The organism is Streptomyces sp. NPDC048637 (assembly GCF_040650675.1).
In the GTDB taxonomy this organism is placed as follows: domain Bacteria; phylum Actinomycetota; class Actinomycetes; order Streptomycetales; family Streptomycetaceae; genus Streptomyces.
The window spans coordinates 58,824-81,377 of sequence record NZ_JBEZHQ010000041.1 but is presented as its reverse complement, the minus strand read 5'-3'; the positions used below and the strand labels follow the sequence as shown (position 1 = coordinate 81,377).

Below are 22,554 nucleotides of genomic sequence, written 5' to 3'. Positions count from 1 at the left end.
TAACTGCGGGGGGGGGGGTCCCGTCCTTCCCGGACACGGGCCGGCCCCCGGCCCGGCACCGCGGGGTCGCGGTGCCGGGCCGGGGGCCGGAGCGGGGAGGGGAGCCGGTGGCTCAGAGGGCCAGCTTCCAGCTCACGGAGTCGAGCAGCAGGTCCGGAGTGACCTCGACGTCGAGCTGCTTGGCGGTCGTCGGCGCGTCGAAGACCATCTCCACGCTGGCGGTCTCGCCGGGGCTGATCGCGTTGCCGTAGTCGTGGTGCAGGATGCCGTGCTTGTCGTCGTCGACCTCTTCGGCCTCCTTGCCGTTGACCCGGGCCTTGGTCTGGACGAGGGGCTTGTCGAACGGCTTGCTGCCGGTGTTCTTGATCGTCACGGTGAGCTTGTAGGCCTTGTTGCCCTGGGTGTGGCCGCTGACGACGGTGTTCGGGTCGACGGTGTACGGGGACGCCTTGGAGACGGTCACCTGGACGCCGTTGTTGTACTTCGCCGTGTCACCCGGGCCGAGGTCCTTGGCGCTCTGGCCCGAGCCGTTCTTCGGCTGGCCGGAGCTCTGCTCCACCTGCTTGTGCACCTCGTCGACCGCCTTGTTGACGGCCAGCACGGTGACGATGATGCCGACGATCGCCAGGACGATCGCGAGGGCGCCCAGGATGGTGCCGGTCACGGCCACGCCCTTGTTGGTGGCCTGGCCCTTCTTGGCGCGGCTGAGGCCCACCAGCCCGAAGATCAGGGCGAGGACGCCGAGCGGTCCGGCGAGCCAGAACAGGATCATCGGGATGCCGCTGAGCGCGCCGATGATGCCGAGGATCAGGGCGGCGATACCGAGTCCGTTGCGGGCCGCCTGGGGGGCCGGAGTGCCGGTGGGCCCCTGTGGTGCGGGCTGGTAGTGCATCTGCTGAGACATGCGAAGGGGCCCCTTCCGGGCGCTCGAATCGATTGCTGCCGAAGCGATGGGTCAATAACAGCAGAGGCTGTGAACCGAGTCAACATGAGCAGTTGAAGGTGAGTAGTTCACGCTGTGAAGGGGCAGGTGTATCGCTGCTGGGTATGCTTGCCGACACAGCGGTCGGGGGCCACGGGATGGGAGTCAGCCAGGTGCCGGACAACGCATCACCGGACAACGCGACGGGCGGCACGGCCGAGGTGACCGCCGCCGGGATCGCCCGGCTCGCCGGTGTCGGCCGGGCCGCGGTCAGCAACTGGCGGCGCCGGCACGCGGACTTCCCCAAGCCGGTCGGCGGCACCGAGACCAGCCCCGCCTTCGCCCTCCGCGACATCGAGCAATGGCTGCGCGACCAGGGCAAACTCGCCGAGGTCCCGCTCCGTGAACGGGTCTGGCAGCAGCTCGTCGGGCACCCGGCCGGCACCGCGGCCGCACTGCGCCAGGCCGGCGCCGTCCTGCTGCTGGTCCACGAGCGGCCCGCCGTCTGGCAGCAGCTGCGCACCGCCGCCGACGACACCGAACTGACCGGCGTCCTCCCCGCGATGCTCGACGCCGTCCTCGCCGCCCGGCTCGGCCCGGAACACCCCGTACGCGGACTGACCCGCGAGGCGCTCGCCCCGTCCGCCGCGCTGGTGCGGGCCGCCGGTGACCTCGCGGCCGCGGACGGCGCCCCGCAGGCGTACGCCTTCCTGCTCGGCCGTCACCTGGACGCCAACCCCCGGCAGTACACCCTCACCCCGCCGGGACCGGCCGCGCTGATGGCCGAACTCGCCGCGTCGGCCGGCCCGTTGCACACCGTCCTCGACCCGGCCTGCGGCGCCGGCGGTCTGCTGACCGCCGCCCAGGAGCGCGCCGGACAGGAGACCGGCGACGGGACGGACGGTGCCGGGACGGACGGTGCCGGGGACGCCGCACCGCAGGCCGAGGCCCCCGACGGCCCCGTCACCCTGCACGGCCAGGAGGCCGACCCCGACCTCGCCGCACTGACCGCGCTCCGCCTCGCCCTCAGCAACCCCGGCGCCCGGGTCCGGGTCCGCGCCGCGGACACCCTGCGCGCCGATGGCTTCCCGGACCTCGCCGCCGACGCCGTCCTGGCACACCCGCCGTTCAACGAACGCAACTGGGGCCATGACGAACTCGCCTACGACCCCCGGTGGGAGTACGGCTTCCCGGCCCGTACCGAATCCGAACTGGCCTGGGTCCAGCACGCGCTGGCCCGGCTCCGGCCGGGCGGCACCGCCGTCCTCCTCATGCCGCCCGCCGCCGCCTCCCGCCGCTCCGGCCGCCGGATCCGCGCCGACCTGCTGCGGCGCGGCGCCCTGCGCGCCGTCATCGCGCTGCCCGCCGGCGCCGCCCCGCCCAACGGCGTCCCGCTGCATCTGTGGGTGCTGCGCAAGCCCGGTGACGGCCGGCCGCCCGTCCCCCAGCTCCTCGTCGTCGACACCGCCGACCTCGCCACCGGCACCCCCGCCGGCCGCGACAGGCCCGACTGGCAGAGCGTGCACGCCACCGCCGTCGAGGCCTGGCAGACCTTCGACCGTGAGGGCGGCGTCGAGGAACGGCCCGGCGTACGCCGGTCGCTGGCCGCCATCGACCTCCTCGACGACGATGTCGACCTCGCCCCGGCCCGGCACCTCCCGCCGCCCGCGGCGGCCGGCGGCCCCGCCGAACTCGCCCGGGTCCGCGACCGGCTGACCGCCACCCTCGCCCGCACGACGGAGCTCACCCCGCGGCCCGAGGACGGCGACACCCCCGGCCTCGCCGCCACCCCCCGCTGGCCGCTGACCACCGTCGGCGAACTCGCCCGCTCCGGCGCCCTGGTGCTGCGCGCGGGCGGCGCCGGCACCGCATCGCCGGGCGGGGGGGCCACGCCGGCCGAACCGGGCGGAGAAGCCGGGGGAGTGCCTGCGGTGCTCACCGACCATGACGTGATCGGCGGCGGCGCTCCGTCCGGCGCCCTCCCCGAAGCGCCCGCCTCCGAGCCCGCCGAGGAGGCGGTGCTGGTCCGCGAGGGCGATGTCGTCGTCCCGGTCCTCGGCGGCGGCGCCGTCGCCCGGGTCGTCGACGACGCCACCGCCGGGGCCGCCCTCGGCCGCAACCTCACCCTGCTGCGGCCCGACCCGGCCGCCCTCGACCCCTGGTTCCTCGCCGGCTTCCTGCGGGGCACCGCCAACACCCGGCAGGCCAGCAGCTACGCCTCCACCGCCACCCGGCTCGACGTCCGCCGACTGCAACTGCCCCGGCTGCCGCTCGCCGAGCAGCGCCGCTACGGGCAGCGGTTCCGTGATCTGGCCGCCTTCGAAGGGGCGTTGCGGCTGGCGTCCCGGCTCGGCGAGCAACTGGTCCAGGGCCTGCACGACGGGCTGACGGACGGCTCGGTGGCGCCGGACTGATCCGGCGGACCGCCCGGCGGACCGCCCGGCGGACCGCCCGGCGGACCGCCCGGCGGACCGGCAGCGGCGGGCGGTCGGGCGGGCCGTTCCGGGACCGGCAGATCGGGTCGTCCAATCCGAACAACCCCGCACGCGCGGTCGGCGTCGTCTATACGCTCGCAGGCACGTGTGTACCCCGGCGCCTCGCGCGCCCGCGCGCGAGGCCGCCGTCCCAGCACGGCCCCACCGGCCATGAACCGATCCGTCAGGAGCAGTGATGTACGGCCCCGTCCCGGCCCTCCCGCCGCACCGTCCCCCGGCGCGGGCGACGGTCATCCTGCTGCGGGTGGTCTTCGTGGCCGTCGCGGTGCTCAGCCTCGGCCTGCTGGCCTGGGCCACGCTGCTGCGGGCCGCGCTGGTGCGGCGCGGGCGGCTGAGCTGGTGGCTGTTCGGCGGTGACGTGGTGGTGCTGATCGGCGCCTTCCTGCTGGTCACCCACTTCCCCGAAACGGACTGGCGCACCGACCTCGGGGTCGGACTGGTACTGCTCCAGATCGCGGTGGCCGTGGCGTACTACCTGGTCGTCGACGTCCGGGCCCAGCAGGCCACCGGCTACGGCGCAGGTCACGCACCGGCCTACGGCATGCCGTACGCGCCCGCCGCGCACCCCTACGGCGTACCGCAGCCGCCCGCCCCGGCCCCCGGATACGCCCAGGCCCAGCCGTACGGTGCGCCGGGCCCCGCCCCCGCCAACCCGTACGCCATGACCGAGACGCGGCTGCCGCAGCCCGGCGGGCCGGGCGCGCCGTCCCGCCCCTCGCCGCCGCCCGCGGGCCCGTACGCCCCGCCCCCGGACCGGCACCGGCCGCCGCAGCGCATCGACCGGGTGCGGGCCGAGCTCGATGAGCTCAGCGACTACCTCCGCAAGGAGGAGGGCCGGTGAACGGCCGGATCATCGGCGGGCGTTACGAACTCTCCGCGCTGCTCGGCCAGGGCGGGATGGGCCAGGTCTGGATCGGCTACGACCGCCGCCTGGACCGCCGGGTCGGCGTCAAACTGCTGCGCCCCGACCGGGTGGCGGGCACCCCGGACGGTGAGGAGATGCGCCGCCGCTTCGTCCGCGAATGCCGGGTCACCGCGCAGGTCGACCATCCCGGGCTGGTCACCGTCCATGACGCGGGCAGCGACGACGAGGACCTCTACCTGGTCATGCAGTACGTCGAGGGCGCGGACCTCTCCGACCACCTCGCCGAGCACGACCCCTACCCGTGGCCCTGGGCGGTCTCCGTCGCCGCCCAGCTCTGCGCCGTACTGGCGTCCGTCCACGCGGTGCCGATCGTCCACCGCGATCTCAAGCCCCGCAATGTCATGATCCGGCCGGACGGCTCGGTGGTCATCCTCGACCTGGGCATCGCCTCCGCCCTGGACACCGACACCACCCGCCTCACCCACACCGGCTCCCCCATCGGCAGCCCCGCCTACATGGCGCCCGAACAGGCGATGGGCGGCGCCGTCGGCCCGCACACCGACCTCTACGCCCTGGGAGTCCTTCTCCACGAACTCCTCAGCGGCGAGGTCCCGTTCGCCGGTTCCACGGCCCTCGGTGTGCTCCACCGCCACCTGCACGAGGAGCCCGTCCCGGTCCGCGCACTGCGCCCCGACGTCCCCGAGGCCCTCGAAGCCCTCGTTCTCCGCCTCCTCCGCAAGGACCCCCAGGCCCGCCCCGCCGACGCCCAGGAGGTCTACCAGGCACTGGCCCCCCTGCTGCCCACGGCCACCATCGGCCCGCAGGCCGCACAGTCCCCGCCCGCCCCGCTCGCCCCCATGGACCCCACCCGCCCCTTCCGCCGGCCCCACGCCCCCTGGCCGGCCCGCTCCTCCGGGGCACCGGCCCCGACACCGGCCGCACTGTCCACACCACGCGTACCGGAGCCCCTGGTTCCGGCCGGGGCGGGCGCTGCTTCCACCGGATCCGCTCACCCCGGATCGGGCTCCGTCGCGGCATCGGCCGGGGCCGCCTTCGCCGCCCACCCGGCCGCCGGCCCCCGCGCCTCCCGCCCCGGCACCTGGACCTCCGCGCCCGACCCCCGCACCTCATCCCTCTCCGCTTCCGCTGCCTCGTCCGCTGCCTCCTCCGCTGCCTCCTCCGTCTCCGGACCGGACGTCGCGGCCGCCGTCGACGAGGTCAAGAACCTGCTCGACCAGGGTCGGATCACCCGCGCCGTGGACATCCTCGGCGGCATCCTGCCGGCCGCCGCCGAACGGCACGGCGCCCACTCCCCGGTCGTCCGCACCCTGCGCAAGCAGTACGCCGCCACCCTCATGGACGACGGCCAGTACCGCCGCGCCCTGCCCGAACTCCGCCTGCTGGCCGAGGAGTTCGCCAAGGAATCCGGGGCCGGCGCCACCCGCCAGGCCCTCCAGTTCCACTACGAGGCCGCCCAGTGCCTCGAACAACTCGGCGAGGTCGCCCAGGCCCTGGACGAGTACCGCGCCCTCCTCCCCTACTTCGAGCACTACGCCGACGACCCCGTACGCCCCCTGGAAATCCGCCGCTCCATAGGCCACCTGCTCCTCGCCCAGGGCGAACGCCCCGCCGCCCAGGAAACCCTCTCCCGCCTCCTCTACGACGCCGAGCGCCTGCACGGCCCCCACCACCCGTTCCCGGAGGAGCTGCGGCGGACGTTGTATTGGTTGAGTGAGGTGCAGGGGTGAGGAGTGAAGGGGTGGTGGGGGCCGTGCAGCCGGGACGCTCGGCCTCGGCGGTAGATGATGAGCGGTGGCGTGGCGTGCTGCCCGGTCGTCTCTGCTGGCCTACGCGCGGGACAGGTCATGAGGCCAGGCACCGGCGAGTCGATGGCGTCTGTGCGGCCCGATGACCGCGTGACCCAGCCTTCCTAGAGCAGCTGGTCTTCTCCCCGTCGGCGGCCGAAGTCACCATCAGCTCGCATTCGGCTGGTGTCAGGCGCTTGGTCAGGCATCGTGAAGGCTGCGGTCAACTCCCCTCCCCTGCGGATCGTTGCTCTCCGCTCTCCTTCACCGGTCCGTGCCAGCGGGGCGAGCAGCTCGTTGGCGTGGGTGGGGCCATGCGGGCCCGCCAGCGGTTGTCAGCCTCGACGGTGGTGCCGTATGCATTACCCCCGAAGTCCTCGTGCCAGCGGGGCGCCCTGTTTCAGGTCTTGGTGTCAGCCTGCCGTTTCGACAGATGCGCCTGCTGGTAGTGGGACCAGGTGCGGAGGGCCGAGCTGTGCGGTGCGCACCCGCGCAGGCCGGTGCCGAACGCGGCGAGGAGGCGAGCCACCCGTGGATGGCCGACCGCGTTCAACGGGACACTCATTGCCGTATGCAGGGCGGATTCCAGATCCCCTTGTCCTAACTGGGCTTGAGCCAGTCGGGCGGTGACGAGGGCGCGGTCGCGCTGCATGTAGGGGCGGAGCAGCGCCAGGCTGCGGTGTGCCTGCGCTTCGGCCTTCTCGAAATCACCGAGGCTGAGGTAGGTGGAGAGGGCGAGTTCGGCGAGTTCCGCTCGGTCGCGGACTGCTGCCATCCACAACGGCCGCCGGGCGTGCGGGTCGGCGCGGTCGGCGGCGTCCTGGGCGCTACCGATGGCACGTTCCGCCGCGTACCGATCGCCGGTCAGGCCGTGGACGGCTGCGTGCCGGGCGTGCCCGAGAGAGGCGAACAGCGGGTCGCGCCGGGTGAGTGGCAGGGCTCGTGCGACATCGTTGGCGGCGAGGGCGTCCGATGCACGGCCCACGTGCCGGTGCAGGCTTCCCGCATGGGACCAGATGCGGAACTGGATCATCTGATCGCCCGACATCGCGGCGAGTCCGGCAGCCCGCTCGTGGCGTCGTCGCGCCGCATCGAAGCGGCGGCCGTCGATCGCCGCCCACATCGCGCTAGAAGTGAAGGCGGCTGCAACCGCATATAACTGACTGCGTACGCGCTGACTGGCAGATCCGCGGTCCTGAAGGTCCAAGGCTTCGGCGGCCAGTTCGAGGGCCCGGGCTTCGATGCTGCCGAAGCCCCCGTATTGGTGATCGCCGGCCACAACAGCGGCGAACTTCCGCTGAAGCCGGGTGACGTCAGACATGCCGATGCGGTGGGGTGCGGCGGCAGTGGGGAGGGGCGCGACGGCGGAAGCCGCGGTGGCGGTGAGGAAGCTGCGGCGATTCACGGGGGCCTCCTGTGCTGATGCCGGGGCGGATGTGGCGCGGCACCGGGGCACGAACCCCAAAGCGGTGGCCGGCAGACCGGTGACTTTCTCCAGCGCGGTACGGGTGGCCGACTTCGGCCAGCGGACCCGCCCCGCTTTCCAGTCCCGCACCGATGACCCGTCCAGCCCTCCGGTCCGGCCGGTGAGGTCACCGACGGCCCGATTGACCGCGTCAGCCAGCGTGTTGGAGCTGTAGCCGTGCTCAGCCATCCACGCTGTGAGCGCTTGATTCCGCGTGGTGTCCATGCCCGCACGGTAGGCCCCGGAGCACCCGGCAGTCAGGCCAATAGGCGGTCAAATCGCCCTAGGTGTGCGAGCGGAGGCCTGCTGGATCGCACTAACCGCGTCCCCTCGCGGCCGCGTTGGCTGAGCACAGCTGCCGGCGGCCTTCCGGCGCCCAAGGAATGCCCTCGGCTTCGTGGGCTGCGGCGGCTTGCGGTCCGTCGGCCTCTCCGGTCGCGGACCACCCCACCTCAGCAGGCTTCGGAAAGGGGACCATCCAATGAAGACGACGTGGCAGCCGCAGGCGCTCGGTCTGGGCCACTGGTCGCACCCTCTGCTCGGCGCACGCGTGGTCGACCACGCCCACGGTGACCGCATCGGGATCTTCCGCGCACTCGCCCCCGACGTGGAGGCCACCCACCGCGGGCCCGTCCTCAAGGTCCCGGACACGCCGCCCGTGGTGTGGCTGTCCCCCGAGGGCGGCGGCGTGGAGTGGACGACCGGACTGGACACGATCGAGGCCGTGCAGTGAGTTCCGGACCGGGACCGAAGGTCGGTGACCAGGTCGAGTACGCCCCGGGGCGGCTGGCCATCGTGACGGACATCCGGAAGGGCGTCCTCTACTTACGCGGGCGGGGGAGCCGGGAATGGGCGGCGCAGCCGGAGGCACTCACGGTTTCGAGGACCCGGGAGGGGCGGATCGCGGCGGGTGATGATGGGTGAGCGGGTTCCTCACGGCGGCACCGACAAGAAGGCCCACCACAGCAGAAACCACCCCCGCCACAGATCGTTGGCCGAAGCAGTGGCCTGGGCCACGCCGACTCCATAGCATCGATCAATCAAGGTCGAGACTCCGTCGCACGATCTGCCGGGAGGCCATGTGTTCCGCCGAAGGACAGCGCTCTCCGTATCCGCCACCGCCGCCCTGCTGGCCGCGACCCCGTTGCTCGCCGCGTGCGGCAGCGACGCCCACCCCGGTGCCGCGGCCGTCGTGGACGGGAAGCGCATCACCGTCTCGCAGCTGCAGGCGAAGGTGAAGGACGTACGCGCCGCCCAGGCCAAGTCCCCGCAGGGCGGTCAGCTCATCATGAACACCGGGCGGCTGAGCCTGGCCACCCTCAACGGCATGATCTTCGACGAGGTGCTGGAGCGCGGTGCGAAGGACGCCGGGGTGACGGTCAGCCGCGGCGAGATCCAGAAGTGGCGGGGCCAGGCCGAGAAGCAGGCCGGTGGCGGTGAGCGGCTGAAGGCGATGTGGCTTCAGCAGGGTGTGGCCCCGGACGAGATCGACGCCATGGTCCGCAATCAGCTGCTGCTCGACGGTGTCGCCGAGCATCTGCACGCGGACCGCCGTGCGCCGGAGGGCCAGCAGAAGCTCGCCCGTGCGCTGGCCAAGACCTCCCGGTCCATGGGGATCGACGTCAATCCGCGGTTCGGCAAGTGGGACGACCAGCAGGTCATCCTCGGCGAGACCAAGGACCCGTGGATCACCGGGGAGCCTGCGAGGCAGCAGGCCTGACAGGCCCGACAGCGGAGCAAGGAAGGAAGCCGAGGGCCGGGGCCGGGAGTCGACAAGCGGTGCCCGGTTGCAGTGGCCGGCAGCGGTGAGCGGTAGCCGTGCGCGTTCGAGGCGGTCCGCCCGGAAGCGGGGCGGGCCGCCCGTGCGGTCCGGGTGAGGGCCGACCGGCGCCGGGCGGTGTCAGTGCGGTGCGTTACGTTCGAGGCGTGAACGCTGACGCCTCCGCCGCCGACACCGGCGCCGAAGCCCGCCCCGAGGGCACCGGCACCGGACGCCTGGTCCTGCTCACCACCAGCCACCGGGTCGCCCCCGGACTCCTGTCCTGGCCCGCCTGGCAGATCCTGCGCGCGGCCGACCGCGTGCTGAGCGCCGATCCGGACCACCCGCAGCTGCCCTATCTGCGGGAGGCCGGCATCGAGGTGGAGACGGCCGCCCCCGCCGCCCGCGAACTGGTCGACTACTGCGTGCCGGGGGCCCGTACGGTCGCCGTCCTGACCTCGGCGGACGGCGAGAGCACACTGACCGACGGCCTGGCCCGGCTGGCCGGCTCCGGCCGCGAGACCATGCCGGACCTGGAGCTGCTGCCCGGCTCCTACGACCTGCCCGGCGCCCGGCTGCTCGACCTCGTCCAGGTCATGGACCAGATCCGCGCCGAATGCCCCTGGAGCAGCGTCCGTACGCACCGCGACCTCGCCAAGTACGGCATCGAGGAGGCGTATGAGCTGGTCGAGGCCATCGAGGAGGGCGACCGCGCGGAGCTGAGGGAGGAGCTGGGCGATGTGCTCCTCCAGGTCGTCTTCCACGCCCGGATCGCCCAGGACGATCCGGACGAGCCGTTCTCCATCGACGACGTGGCGGGCACGATCGTGGAGAAGCTGCTCCATCGCCACCCCCATGTCTTCGGGGAGGCGGAGGTGGCCACCCCGGAGGAGGTGCGGGCGCAGTGGCTGCGGAAGAAGGCGGAGGAGAAGCAGCGGGAGTCGGTGACCGAGGGCATTCCGCTGGCGCAGCCGGGACTGGCGCTTGCGGCGAAGCTGGCGTCGCGGGTGCGGTCGGCCGGACTGGACGTGGCCCCGCCCAAGGGCGACGGCATCGGCTATGAACTGCTGGCGATGGCCGTGCGGGCGGAGGCGGAAGGCGTTGACCCGGAGGCCGCCCTGCGTGCGGCGGCGCGGGCCTACCGGGATGCGGTGGTGGCCGCCGAGGGCGGTGCCGGTTAGTACGGGTGGCGCCAGGCGCGCTCTCGGCGAGCAGGCGCCGTCGGTCAAGGGGTGACCGAGGGCGCCGGCTCGGGCGCGGCCACCGGCACACGGTCTGCCGGGACGCCGCCGTCCGGCCGCCGCCGCATCCGCTCCGCCACCCACAGGCCCACGACAACCGCCGCCAGCCCCGCGCCCAGCACGCACACCCCGCCCCAGCCCGCCGTGCCCCAGACCACCGACGTCAGTGCCGAGCCCACCGCGCCGCCGACGAAGTAGCTGGTCATGTAGGCGGAGTTGAGGCGGTTGCGGGCCTCGGGGCGGACCGCGTAGACCAGGTTCTGGTTGCTGACGTGGACCGCCTGCGCGGCGAGATCCAGGATGACCACCCCGGCGAGCAGCGCGGCCAGTGACCAGGTGCTGCCCGCTCCGCCGAGGGCCAGCAGACCCCACGACCCCAGCAGCAGGAACGCCGCCGCACCGGTGACCCGGTGCGCCAGGCCGCGGTCCGCCAGCCGTCCGCCCACCGAGGCGGACAGCGAACCGGCCGCGCCCACCAGCCCCAGCAGCCCGATGGCCGACTCCTGCCAGCCGTAGGCCGGGCCGGACATCAGGAACGCCAGCGCCGTCCACAGCACGCTGAAGCCCGCGAAGGTCAGCGCGCCCAGCGCGCCCCGCCACCGCAGCACCGGCTCCTGGCCGAACAGCGCCAGCGTGGAGCGCAGCAGCGCCGGATAGCGCAGCCCGGCCGTGGTGCGCAGGGCCGGCAGCCGGAGCCGCAGCAGCACCGCCATCAGCAGCATCAGCGCCGCGTTGACCCAGTACACGGTGCGCCAGCCGCCCAGCTCGGCGAGCAGCCCGGCGGCCGTACGGGCCAGCAGGATGCCGAGCAGCAGCCCGGTCATGACGGTGCCCACGGTCCGGCCGCGCTCGGCGGGCGCCGCGAGGGTCGCCGCGTACGGCACCACGACCTGGGCGGCGACCGAGGTGAGGCCGGTCAGGGCGGTGCCGGTGAGCAGCAGGGCGGCATTGGGCGCGCTCGCCGTGACGGTGAGGAAGACCGCGGTCGCCGCGGTCAGGGTGACGGCCAGCCGGCGCCGCTCCAGCAGATCCCCGAGCGGTACGAGGAGCAGCAGGCCCAGTCCGTAGCCGACCTGGGCGACGGTCACCACCAGCGCGGCGGTGGCCGCGGGCAGGTGCAGATCGCGCCCGATGACGTCCAGCAGCGGCTGGGCGAAGTAGTTGCCGGCGACGGAGAGCCCGGTGGCGACCGACATCAGCAGCAGGGCGCCGCGGCCCAGGCCCGGCCGGGTCCCCGGTGCGTCCCCGGCGACCGGCTCCGGTATGTGCTCGGTCTGCATGACCTGACCTCCCCTGTACGCCCACGGCCACCGCGGCGGCGGGCACGTCCCAGCGTGGGGCCGGGCGATCAATGAGTCCAACACATCGTTGTCATCGCATCCATCGCGAATAAAGATCGATGGTCGTTAGGGTGGGTGCGCATGGAGCTTCAGCAGATGCGGTATGTGGTCGCGGTGGCCGAGACCGGTGGGTTCACCCGGGCCGCCGAGCGCTGCCATGTGGTGCAGTCCGCGCTCAGCCATCAGATCGCCCGGCTGGAGAAGGAGCTCGGTGCCCGGCTCTTCGACCGGACCAGCCGCAGTGTCCGGCTGACCGCCGCCGGCGAGGCCTTCGTCCCGGTGGCCCGGCAGGCGCTGGAGGCGGCCGAACGGGCCCGCGCCGAGGTGGCGGCGGCGACCGGGGAGGTGCGCGGCCGGCTCGCGGTCGGTGCGATCTCCACCGTCGCGGCCGTGGATCTCGCCCGTGAGCTGGGGGCTTTCCGTACGCGGTGCCCGCAGGTACGGATCAGTCTGCAGACCGACATGAGCGACCAGCTTCTCGAACAGGTGCGGCAGGGCGTCCTGGATGTCGCCTTCGTCGGGCTGGTGCCGAGCGCCCGCACCGTCGGCGTACGGGAGAAGGAGCTGGCGCGCGGAGAGCTGGTCGCCGTCGTGCCGCCGGGGCATCCGCTGGCGGGGCGGGAGTGGACCACGCTGTCGCGGATGGCGCGGGAGACCTTTGTCGACTTCACGGCGGGGTCCGCGGCCCGCCGGCAGTGCGATGACGCGTTCCGTGCGGCGGGGCTGACCTCGGAGGTGGCGTTCGAGGTGACCACGGTCGAGTTCCTGGCGAAGCTGGTGCGGGCGGGCCTGGGCGTGGGCATGGTGCCGGAGGCCATCGCCTCCGAGCTGGCCGGGCTGCACATCGTGCGGGTGCGGCCGGCGCCCGAGCGGACCGAGCGGGTGGTGTGGAGCGGTCTCGGCCCGTCGCCGGCGGCCGTGGCGTTCCTGACGGGCCTGGGGGTGGATCCGGCGTAGGGGGAGACGCCCCTGGGGTCGCGGGGCCCGGCCCGGCGACGGGCGCGGGCGCGCCGTTGTGCGCCCAGCGGTTACGGTCGGAAGGTGCACGACAAGCCCCACACCACCGCCGCCGACGCCCCCGCGGGCTGCCCCGCCGCCGGGCCCGCCCCCGCGCTGTTCACCTGGGAGTTCGCCTCCGACCCGTACCCCGCGTACGCCTGGCTGCGCGAGCATGCGCCGGTGCACCGGACCGAGCTGCCCAGCGGTGTCGAGGCCTGGCTGGTGACGCGGTACACGGAGGCACGGCAGGCACTCGCCGACGCCCGGCTGTCCAAGAACCCGGTCCACCACAGCGAGGCCGCGCACGGCAAGGGCAAGGTCGGCATCCCGGGTGAGCGCAGCGCCAACCTGATGACGCATCTGCTCAACATCGATCCGCCGGACCACACCCGGCTGCGCCGGCTGGTCTCGAAGGCGTTCACCCCGCGCCGGGTCGCCGCCTTCGCCCCGCGGGTCCAGGAGCTGACCGACCACCTCATCGACCAGTTCGCGGCGAAGGGCGAGGCCGACCTCATCCACGAGTTCGCCTTTCCGCTGCCGATCTACGCGATCTGCGATCTGCTGGGGGTGCCGCGCGAGGACCAGGACGACTTCCGGGACTGGGCGGGCATGATGATCCGCCACGGCGGGGGACCACGCGGCGGCGTCGCCCGCTCCGTGAAGAAGATGCGCGGCTATCTCGCCGAGCTGATCCACCGCAAGCGCGAGTCCCTGGGCGACACCGCCGAGGACGACGAGGATCTGATCTCCGCCCTGATCAGGGCCTCCGACCACGGTGAGCATCTGACCGAGAACGAGGCCGCCGCAATGGCCTTCATCCTGCTCTTCGCGGGCTTCGAGACCACCGTCAACCTCATCGGCAACGGCACCTATGCGCTGCTGCGCCACCCCGCCCAGCGTGAGCTGCTGCAGAAGTCGATCGAGGCGGGCGACACCGAGCTGCTCACCACCGGCCTTGAGGAACTGCTCCGCTACGACGGCCCCGTGGAGCTGGCGACCTGGCGGTTCGCGACCCAGGAGCTGACGCTCGGCGGACAGCGGATCGCCGAGGGGGACCCGGTCCTGGTGGTGCTGGCCGCCGCCGACCGCGATCCGGCGCGCTTCGCCGAGCCGGATGTGCTCGATCTGACCCGGCGTGACAACCAGCATCTGGGATACGGGCACGGCATCCACTACTGCCTGGGTGCGCCGCTCGCCCGGCTCGAAGGACAGTCCGCGCTGGCGACGCTGCTGACCCGGCTCCCGGACATCCGGCTTGCGGCGGAACCTGACGATTTGCGCTGGCGCGGCGGGCTCATCATGCGCGGACTGCGTTCACTTCCGGTGGAGTTCACCCCGGAGCGGCCCTGACCAGCGACAAGGCCAAATGTGACGCAGAGTCAACCGCGTGACCTTTACGTGATCCGCACTACACCGACTTGTGACTACCCGGGACCCCGGCTACCTTTCGACCGACGATCGACAGGCTTCACTCGATCGGTCGAAGCGGTGATGTGGGGGACCGGTGTAACGGTGCCGCTCGCGTGCGTCGGCCGGCCGGAGGCCCCGTCGAGCAGCTCGAAGAGCTCGTCGATAACTCAACCGCCGCGCGAAAGGCATCCGCATGCGTTCCGGGAACGGCCGACATCGTCGCCCCCGTCAGGCACCGGCCATCTTTGTCACGGCAGGCGTGACCGGCGCGGGCATCGCCCTGCCACTGCTCGGTGCGAGCGGTGCACACGCCGCCGACACCGCGACCTGGGACAAGGTCGCCCAGTGTGAGAGCGGCGGCGTGTGGAGCGCGGCGTCGGGCAACGGCTACTACGGCGGCCTCCAGCTGACCCAGGAGATGTGGGACAACTACGGCGGCTCCGCCTACGCCTCACGGCCCGACTACGCCAGTCGCTCCCAGCAGATCGCCGTGGCCGAGTCGATCCTCGGCGACCGCGGGCCGGACGCCTGGCCGAGCTGCGCGGTGAACGCGGGGCTGACCGGCGACGGCCAGGCCCCGGAGGTCGACCCGGGCAGCACCAGCACGCCGGAGCCCGCCCCGTCGGACTCCGAGGGCTCCCTCGACCCCTGGGACACCCCCGGTTCGTCCGACGCCCACGACGGTGGGGACACCGCCGGGAGGAACGACAAGCCGAGCGACGAGCCCAGCGACGAGTCGAGCGGTCCGCCGTCCGACGCGACGCCCTCGCCCGACGCCTCGGACTCCGCCGGGCCCGGCGACTCGTCCACGAGCCCGGAGCCGTCCGACCCGGCGACGCCCGGCGACCGGGACGACGACCCGTCGCAGTCCGCCGACCCGTCCGGTGACTCCTCCACGGACCCGTCCGGCGACTCCTCCGCCGACCCGTCCGACGAGCCCTCCACGGACCCGTCCGACGACCCGTCCGCGGACCCGTCCGGGGACGGCAGCCGTACGGACAGCACCGGCACCCCGCGCGAGGTGCCTGCCAAGGGCAAGCACCGCGGCGATGCGGGCGACGAGGACGCCGGTGACCGTGACGGCGGCAGGTCCGCCGGCGGCCGGCACGCCTCGCGGGGCGACGACGCGCACCGCACGGGCCCGGCGGCCGACGGCGACTACACGGTGCGCCCGGGTGACAGCCTGTCAGCCATCGCCACGGCCCACCGGCTGTCCGGTGGGTGGCACGCGCTCTACGACCGCAACGAGGGCGTCATCGGCTCCGACGCGGACCTGATCCAGCCCGGCCAGCAGCTCGATCTCGGGCGAGACGCAGGGTAGTTCGCCACTTTCGCCCTCTTTTGGGAAAGTGAGACAAGGCTCTCGTTGACTTCGGTGGGTCCCGGTCTGCGCATCCCCGGCATACCGGGCCCCACCTGCGGATATGTAACCAACCCGTGATCAAAGACGGTCAACTTGGTCCAGATGGTGGGGTTTGAACCCCAAGGGGATTACTGCTTAACGTCAGGATCGCTCGCCAAAGCGGGCCCCTCGATCACACGCCGAATCCTGCCGGTGATCGAAGGCACTTGACGCGCAAGCGCCGAAGGCAGGAGCGGGGGACCCAAGGTACGTGCCGGCCCCACCCGTGAAAGCGGGTCAACCGGCTTGGGGTGAAGCCACGTGCGCCATGCGCACACGGCCGGGCGACTCATCAGTCCGAACCCGACAGCTCACCTCGTAGGCGTCGGTGAGGAAACGAACGAACCATGCTGATCTTCAAGGGCAAGCACCGTCGTCCCTCCAAGGCCGTCCGCGTCGCCACCCTCGCCGGTGTCGCCGGTGCCGCCGTGGCCGTTCCGCTGATGGGCGCCACTTCCGCCTCCGCCGCCTCCGTCGCCACCTGGGACAAGGTCGCCCAGTGCGAGTCCGGCGGCAACTGGTCGATCAACACCGGTAACGGCTACTACGGTGGCCTGCAGTTCTCCAACTCCAGCTGGGACGCCGCCGGTGGCACCAAGTACGCGCCGCGCGCCGACCAGGCCACCAAGGCCCAGCAGATAGCCGCCGCCGAGAAGCTCCTCGCCCTCCAGGGCCCGGGCGCCTGGGCCTGCGCCGGTGCGGGCAACCTGACCGCCGGCGGCCCCGCCGCCGACGTCGACACCTCCGCGCAGACCAAGTCCGCGCCGAAGCAGGAGTCCGCCAAGCCCGAGGCCAAGAAGGCCCCGTCCGCCTCCGAAGACCGTGCCTCGCGGTCCGCCGAGCGCAAGTCCACCGGCGACGGCAACTACACCGTCAAGCAGGGCGACACCCTCGCCAAGATCGCCAAGGCCCACGGCACCGACTGGAAGTCCGTCTACAAGGCCAACAAGTCGGTCATCGGCGGCAACCCGAACCTGATCATCCCCGGTCAGCAGCTCACCGTCTGAGCCGCTCTCTCACCGGGGCTCCAGCGGGCCCGAGCGGCGGGCCCCCTTCCTCCGTGAGACCGCCCCGTCACGGCGCGCCCTTCCCCCCAGCGCGCCGTGGCGGGGCTTCTCGTGTCGCGGACCGCACGCGGGGCTCCCCGGCCGGCGGCAGGCCGCTGACCGGCGCCGTTCCGCGACTTTTCCCGTTCGGCGAACAATCCGCCAAACGTCCCGCGAACTAGGCCTTTGGGCAGGTTTTCGGGGGCCTTCCGTCCCACGGAGCGGGCCAAGGGCAGGCGGACGCGCCCGGGGCCGTTAGGCTCATGCTGCAGACTCCAGACACCCACGAAGGAGACAACGTGCCGTCGATCGACGTCGTCGTAGCCCGCGAAATTCTCGACTCGCGAGGTAATCCCACGGTCGAGGTCGAGGTCGGCCTCGACGACGGCAGCACCGGCCGTGCCGCCGTGCCGTCCGGTGCCTCCACCGGCGCTTTCGAGGCCATCGAGCTCCGCGACGGCGACCCGAACCGCTACCTCGGCAAGGGCGTGGAGAAGGCCGTCCTGGCCGTCATCGAGCAGATCGGCCCGGAGCTCGTCGGCTACGACGCGACCGAGCAGCGGCTGATCGACCAGGCGATGTTCGACCTGGACGCCACCGACAACAAGGGGTCGCTCGGCGCCAACGCCATCCTCGGCGTCTCCCTCGCCGTCGCGCACGCCGCCTCCGAGGCCAGCGACCTTCCGCTGTTCCGCTACCTCGGCGGCCCGAACGCGCACGTGCTGCCCGTCCCGATGATGAACATCCTGAACGGCGGCTCGCACGCCGACTCCAACGTGGACATCCAGGAATTCATGATCGCCCCGATCGGCGCGGAGTCCTTCTCCGAGGCGCTGCGCTGGGGCGCCGAGGTCTACCACACCCTCAAGAAGGTCCTGAAGGAGCGCGGCCTGTCCACCGGTCTCGGTGACGAGGGTGGCTTCGCCCCGAACCTGGGCTCCAACCGTGAGGCCCTCGACCTCATCCTGGAGGCCGTCAAGCAGGCCGGTTACGCCCCCGGCCAGGACATCGCGCTGGCGCTGGACGTCGCCGCCTCCGAGTTCTACAAGGACGGCAAGTACCAGTTCGAGGGCAAGGACCGCTCGGCCGCCGAGATGACCGAGTACTACGAGGAGCTCGTGGCGGCCTACCCGCTGGTCTCCATCGAGGACCCGCTGTTCGAGGACGACTGGGCCGGCTGGAAGGTCATCACCGACAAGCTCGGCGCCAAGGTCCAGCTCGTCGGCGACGACCTGTTCGTCACCAACCCCGAGCGCCTCGCCCGCGGCATCGAGGAGGGCTCCGCCAACGCGCTGCTGGTGAAGGTCAACCAGATCGGCTCGCTGACCGAGACCCTGGACGCCGTCGAGCTGGCCCAGCGCAACGGCTTCAAGTGCATGATGTCGCACCGCTCCGGTGAGACCGAGGACGTCACCATCGCCGACCTCGCCGTCGCCACCAACTGCGGCCAGATCAAGACCGGCGCCCCGGCCCGCTCCGAGCGCGTCGCCAAGTACAACCAGCTGCTGCGCATCGAGGAGATCCTCGACGACGCCGCGGTCTACGCCGGCCGCTCCGCCTTCCCGCGCTTCCGCCACGGCAGCTGACGAAGGCGGCCCGCTGCCAGGCCGGACACGGCAGCAGGGGCTGAACGGGCGAGGTAATCGCCCGGCACCCCGTACGTCCCCGGCGACGGTCCCGTACCGTTGCCGGGGACGTACCTGCTTGAAGCAGTCAGGCGTCCGTCAGTGAAGGGGAGACGACGTGCCCGCGGACCGGTTCTCGACCGCGACCCGACTCAAGGCGCTCGGCGAGCAGGCCGCCGCCCGCGTCTACCGCGCCCGCCCGCCCCGCCGCAACCGCCTCACCGGCCGTGCCGCCCTGCTGGCCCTGGTGATGTGTTCCCTGGTCGTCGCCCTCGCGTATCCCATAAGGCAGTACGTCTCCCAGCGGTCGGACATCGCCGACCAGCGCCGCAAGGCCCAGGAGGCCGGCGCCGCCCTGGACCGGCTGCGCGAGCAGAAGGCCCGCTGGCAGGACCCGGCGTACGTACGCCAGCAGGCCCGCCGGCATCTGCACTACGTCATGCCGGGCGAGGCCGGATACATCGTCCCGGACGGCTCCGGCACCGGCTCCGCACCCAAGGCGGCGAAGGCGGCGCAGCCCCCCTGGTACGAGAATCTGTGGGACGCCGTCGACGCCGCCGACAAGCGGTGACGCCGGCCCGTACCGCCGACGGGCGGCAGCCCGTACTGTCGACAGCGGACGGCCCGCAGCGCCGCACCGCCCCCTCCACACCACTCACCTCACCGAAAGCGCACATGGACACCCCCCCGCCCCAGACCGAGCCCACCGAGCCCACCGCCGCGGACATCGCCGCCTTCAAGGAGCAGCTCGGCCGCCCGCCCCGCGGGCTGCGCGCCATCGCGCACCGCTGCCCCTGCGGGCAGCCGGATGTCGTCGAGACGGCGCCGCGCCTGGAGGACGGCACGCCCTTCCCCACGCTCTACTACCTCACCTGCCCGCGCGCGGCCTCCGCGATCGGCACGCTGGAGGCCAACGGCGTGATGAAGGAGATGAGCGAGCGGCTGGCGGCCGACCCGGAGCTTGCCGCCGCCTACCGGGCGGCCCACGAGGACTACATCCGGCGGCGGGACGCCATCGAGGTGCTGCAGGGCTTCCCGAGCGCGGGCGGTATGCCCGACCGGGTCAAGTGCCTGCACGTCCTCGTCGGCCATTCGCTGGCGGCCGGGCCGGGCGTCAACCCGCTCGGTGACGAGGCCCTCGCGATGCTGCCGGAGTGGTGGAAGAAGGGGCCGTGCGTGACCCCGTGTCAGGACGCCGCCGGGGGCCCGGACGTTCCCGGGGCCCAGGACGCTCCCGAAGGAGACGCCAAGTGAAGCGGGTCGCCGCCATCGACTGCGGTACGAACTCCATCCGGCTGCTGGTCGCGGACGCCGACCCGGCGACGGGTGAACTGAAGGACCTCGACCGCCGGATGCAGATCGTCCGGCTGGGCCAGGGCGTGGACCGCACCGGGCGGCTGGCGCCCGAGGCGCTGGAGCGCACCTTCGCGGCCTGCCGGGAGTACGCCGCGGTGATCAAGGGCCTGGGCGCCGAGCAGGTCCGCTTCGTGGCGACCTCCGCCTCCCGGGACGCGGAGAACCGCGACGACTTCGTCCGCGGCGTGGTCGACATCCTGGGGGTGGAGCCGGAGGTGATCACCGGCGACCAGGAGGCCGAGTTCTCCTTCAACGGCGCCACCAAGGAGCTCACCGCCCGCGCCGATCTGGAGCGGCCGTTCCTGGTGGTCGACATCGGCGGCGGCTCGACCGAGTTCGTGCTCGGCTCCGGATCGGTGCGCGCCGCCCGCTCGGTCGACGTCGGCTGCGTACGGATGACCGAGCGGCATCTGCTGCACGAGGGCGAGGCCCACCCGTCTCCCGGCCACCGCCCCGCCATGAGTGCTCCGCACGCCCCTCTCATCGACCCGCCCACCCCCGGGCAGATCGCCGCCATAAAGGCCGATGTCGCCGCGGCGCTGGACCGGGCCGAGGAGACCGTCCCGCTGCGCGAGGCGGCCACCCTGGTGGGCCTGGCCGGCTCGGTGACCACGGTCGCCGCGATCGCGCTGGGCCTCGGCCAGTACGACTCCGAGGCCATTCACCACTCCCGGATCCCCCTGGCGAAGGTCCGCGAGATCACCGACCGTCTGCTGTCCTCCACCCACGCCGAGCGTGCGGCCATCCCCGTGATGCACCCGGGCCGGGTCGATGTGATCGCCGCGGGCGCGCTCGTGCTGCTGTCGATCATGGAGCGGGTGGGCGCCGGGGAGGTCGTCGTCAGCGAGCACGACATCCTGGACGGCATTGCCTGGAGCCTCGCCGGCTGAGAAGTGACAAGCGTGCGGCAGAGGTCGGCAACGGCCTCTGCCGACTGGCTTTTTGAGCGGGTGGGACGTCCGTCCGAGCGGCCTTCAGGGGGCTTCGGCAGGTCTCGGGGACGGGTCCGCGAAGAAAGTTCGTGAAATCCTTCACATGAAAAAGCCTCCCGTTGGACGAACAATCTGATCGTCTGACCCTCATTCGAAGGTCCTAGGACCCCCAGACCCGGAGAATGCGCGGTGGCCGGTGCGTCGGCGACGTGCTCGCAGAGGCAGTGGTTCAGCCGTCCGACGGCCGACAATCCCTGATCAACAGGGGTCTCCAACGCCTCGCGCCATACAGTGGTTCCGGATTGGACTATGGCGTCGGTCACGGAGCCGGCGGAGTGTAGCAGATGCCCCCCGCGTGCTTGTGAAGGGGCTCACGAGCGACCCCCCATGTGGGGGTGGATACTCGATTGCATGAGCACCACGGAGCGTCCCAGGATCCTCGTTGTAGGCGGTGGGTACGTAGGCCTGTACGCGGCACGCCGCATCCTCAAGCAGATGCGGTACGGCGAGGCGACTGTCACGGTCGTCGACCCGCGCTCGTACATGACGTACCAGCCCTTCCTTCCCGAAGCTGCAGCCGGCAGCATCTCCCCCCGCCACGTCGTGGTGCCGCTACGACGCGTGCTGCCCAAGGCGGAGGTCCTCACCGGCCGGGTCACCACCATCGACCAGGACCGCAAGGTCGCCTCGATCGCCCCGCTGGTCGGCGAGGCGTACGAGCTGCCCTTCGACTACCTCGTCATCGCGATGGGCGCGGTCTCCCGTACCTTCCCGATTCCCGGCCTGGCCGAGAACGGCATCGGCATGAAGGGCGTGGAAGAGGCCATCGGCCTGCGCAACCACGTGCTGGAGCAGCTGGACAAGGCCGACTCCACGACCGACGAGGACGTCCGCCGCAAGGCGCTGACCTTCGTCTTCGTCGGCGGTGGCTTCGCGGGTGCGGAGACCATCGGTGAGGTCGAGGACATGGCCCGCGACGCCGCCAAGTACTACAACAACGTGAAGCGCGAGGACATGCGCTTCCTCCTGGTTGACGTCGCCGACAAGATCCTCCCCGAGGTCGGCCCGAAGCTCGGCGCCTACGGCAAGGAGCACCTGGAGAGCCGCGGTGTCGAGGTCTACCTCAAGACCGGCATGGACTCCTGCGTCGACGGCCATGTGAAGCTCAACAACGGCCTTGAGGTCGACTCCAACACCATCGTGTGGACCGCGGGCGTCAAGCCGAACCCGGCGCTGGCCCGCTTCGGTCTGCCGCTCGGCCCGCGCGGCCACGTCGACACCGGCACCACCCTCCAGGTGCAGGGCACCGACTACATCTGGGCCGCCGGCGACAACGCCCAGGTCCCGGACATGGTCGGCCGCAAGAACGGCAACGAGAACGCCTGGTGCCCGCCGAACGCCCAGCACGCGCTGCGGCAGGCCAAGGTCCTCGGCGACAACGTGCTCTCCGGTATGCGGGGCTTCCCGCAGAAGGAGTACAGCCACGCCAACAAGGGTGCGGTCGCCGGTCTGGGCCTGCACAAGGGCGTCGCGATGATCGTCATGGGCAAGATGAAGATCAAGCTCAAGGGCCGTCTCGCCTGGTACATGCACCGCGCGTACCACGGCATGGCGATGCCGACGTTCAACCGCAAGATCCGGGTCTTCGCCGACTGGACGCTGGCGATGTTCCTCAAGCGCGAGGTCGTCTCGCTCGGCGCCATGGAGAACCCCCGCGAGGAGTTCTACGAGGCCGCCAAGCCGGCGCCGGCCCCGCCGACCGCCGCCGAGGCCGGGGACAAGACCAAGGCCAAGGCTTCCTGAATTCCCGGTCGGCTACTCCGACCAGCCCGAAGGGCGTCCGCCATCCGTGGGGCGGGCGCCCTTTGGCGTGTCCGCTCTGGCGAAAAGCG

At 72.3% G+C, this 22,554-nt stretch carries 18 protein-coding genes and 1 riboswitch; of the genes, 15 read left to right on the top strand and 3 right to left on the bottom strand.

The genetic code is table 11. The features are described from left to right. Positions 1-112 precede the first annotated feature (112 nt). Positions 113-904 carry a DUF4190 domain-containing protein gene (locus AB0C46_RS34095; protein WP_362832634.1) on the bottom strand — a complete coding sequence of 264 codons (792 nt, stop codon included), beginning with the start codon at positions 902-904 and terminating at the stop codon, positions 113-115. Positions 905-1,080: 176 nt separating this feature from the next. Here AB0C46_RS34095 and AB0C46_RS34090 point away from each other — a divergent pair, with 176 nt between their 5' ends. The 3 genes from AB0C46_RS34090 to AB0C46_RS34080 all read left to right on the top strand — a co-directional run bounded on the left by AB0C46_RS34090 (position 1,081) and on the right by AB0C46_RS34080 (position 6,030). After that, positions 1,081-3,336: an N-6 DNA methylase gene (locus AB0C46_RS34090; RefSeq protein ID WP_362832654.1), complete on the top strand. Its 2,256-nt coding sequence runs from the start codon at positions 1,081-1,083 to the stop codon at positions 3,334-3,336. A gap of 256 nt (positions 3,337-3,592) precedes the next feature. Beyond that, entirely contained in the window at positions 3,593-4,258 is a 666-nt protein-coding gene (locus tag AB0C46_RS34085) for a hypothetical protein (RefSeq protein ID WP_362832632.1), read from the top strand. Further along, complete coding sequence (locus tag AB0C46_RS34080; RefSeq protein WP_362832630.1) at positions 4,255-6,030, top strand: protein kinase; 1,776 nt, start codon at positions 4,255-4,257, stop codon at positions 6,028-6,030. Before AB0C46_RS34085 ends, AB0C46_RS34080 begins: the two co-directional genes overlap by 4 nt. A 457-nt stretch (positions 6,031-6,487) precedes the next feature. Here the strand turns inward: AB0C46_RS34080 and AB0C46_RS34075 are convergent, their stop codons facing one another. After that, a complete protein-coding gene (locus AB0C46_RS34075; protein WP_362832628.1) occupies positions 6,488-7,777 on the bottom strand; it encodes an XRE family transcriptional regulator in 1,290 nt (429 codons plus the stop codon). A 256-nt stretch (positions 7,778-8,033) separates the two neighbouring features. On the opposite strand from AB0C46_RS34075, the gene AB0C46_RS34070 reads away from it, so the two are divergent. From AB0C46_RS34070 to AB0C46_RS34060, 3 genes are all read left to right on the top strand, one after another. Beyond that, on the top strand, positions 8,034-8,285 hold the full coding sequence (locus tag AB0C46_RS34070; protein ID WP_362832626.1) for a hypothetical protein: 252 nt from the start codon (positions 8,034-8,036) through the stop codon (positions 8,283-8,285). Positions 8,286-8,633: 348 nt separating this feature from the next. Then, entirely contained in the window at positions 8,634-9,272 is a 639-nt protein-coding gene (locus AB0C46_RS34065) for a SurA N-terminal domain-containing protein (protein WP_362832624.1), read from the top strand. A 206-nt stretch (positions 9,273-9,478) separates the two neighbouring features. Continuing rightward, positions 9,479-10,492, top strand: coding sequence for a nucleoside triphosphate pyrophosphohydrolase (locus tag AB0C46_RS34060; RefSeq protein ID WP_362832622.1), 1,014 nt, complete (start codon positions 9,479-9,481; stop codon positions 10,490-10,492). Positions 10,493-10,536: 44 nt separating this feature from the next. Here the strand turns inward: AB0C46_RS34060 and AB0C46_RS34055 are convergent, their stop codons facing one another. Next, complete coding sequence (locus AB0C46_RS34055; RefSeq protein WP_362832620.1) at positions 10,537-11,832, bottom strand: MFS transporter; 1,296 nt, start codon at positions 11,830-11,832, stop codon at positions 10,537-10,539. 141 nt (positions 11,833-11,973) lie between these two features. Here AB0C46_RS34055 and AB0C46_RS34050 point away from each other — a divergent pair, with 141 nt between their 5' ends. From AB0C46_RS34050 to AB0C46_RS34010, 9 genes are all read left to right on the top strand, one after another. Continuing rightward, positions 11,974-12,849 carry a LysR family transcriptional regulator gene (locus tag AB0C46_RS34050; protein ID WP_362832618.1) on the top strand — a complete coding sequence of 292 codons (876 nt, stop codon included), beginning with the start codon at positions 11,974-11,976 and terminating at the stop codon, positions 12,847-12,849. 84 nt (positions 12,850-12,933) lie between these two features. Beyond that, positions 12,934-14,241 carry a cytochrome P450 gene (locus AB0C46_RS34045; protein ID WP_362832616.1) on the top strand — a complete coding sequence of 436 codons (1,308 nt, stop codon included), beginning with the start codon at positions 12,934-12,936 and terminating at the stop codon, positions 14,239-14,241. Positions 14,242-14,494: 253 nt separating this feature from the next. Then, a complete protein-coding gene (locus AB0C46_RS34040) occupies positions 14,495-15,622 on the top strand; it encodes a transglycosylase family protein (RefSeq protein WP_362832614.1) in 1,128 nt (375 codons plus the stop codon). A gap of 209 nt (positions 15,623-15,831) precedes the next feature. Further along, positions 15,832-16,043: riboswitch (cyclic di-AMP (ydaO/yuaA leader) on the top strand. Between the two features lie 7 nt (positions 16,044-16,050). Beyond that, positions 16,051-16,710 (top strand): transglycosylase family protein, encoded by a 660-nt coding sequence (locus tag AB0C46_RS34035; RefSeq protein ID WP_362832612.1) that lies wholly within the window; start codon positions 16,051-16,053, stop codon positions 16,708-16,710. Positions 16,711-17,048: 338 nt separating this feature from the next. Next, positions 17,049-18,335 carry a phosphopyruvate hydratase gene (gene eno / locus AB0C46_RS34030; protein WP_235449704.1) on the top strand — a complete coding sequence of 429 codons (1,287 nt, stop codon included), beginning with the start codon at positions 17,049-17,051 and terminating at the stop codon, positions 18,333-18,335. A 157-nt stretch (positions 18,336-18,492) separates the two neighbouring features. After that, entirely contained in the window at positions 18,493-18,945 is a 453-nt protein-coding gene (locus AB0C46_RS34025) for a septum formation initiator family protein (RefSeq protein ID WP_362832610.1), read from the top strand. Between the two features lie 104 nt (positions 18,946-19,049). Beyond that, entirely contained in the window at positions 19,050-19,628 is a 579-nt protein-coding gene (locus tag AB0C46_RS34020) for a DUF501 domain-containing protein (protein WP_362832608.1), read from the top strand. Further along, positions 19,625-20,620, top strand: a complete 996-nt coding sequence (locus AB0C46_RS34015; RefSeq protein WP_362832606.1) for a Ppx/GppA phosphatase family protein — start codon at positions 19,625-19,627, stop codon at positions 20,618-20,620. Before AB0C46_RS34020 ends, AB0C46_RS34015 begins: the two co-directional genes overlap by 4 nt. A 453-nt stretch (positions 20,621-21,073) precedes the next feature. Next, the gene (locus AB0C46_RS34010) at positions 21,074-22,465 is read left to right on the top strand and encodes an NAD(P)/FAD-dependent oxidoreductase (RefSeq protein ID WP_362832604.1); all 1,392 of its coding nucleotides are present in this window, start codon (positions 21,074-21,076) and stop codon (positions 22,463-22,465) included. Positions 22,466-22,554: the final 89 nt, after the last annotated feature.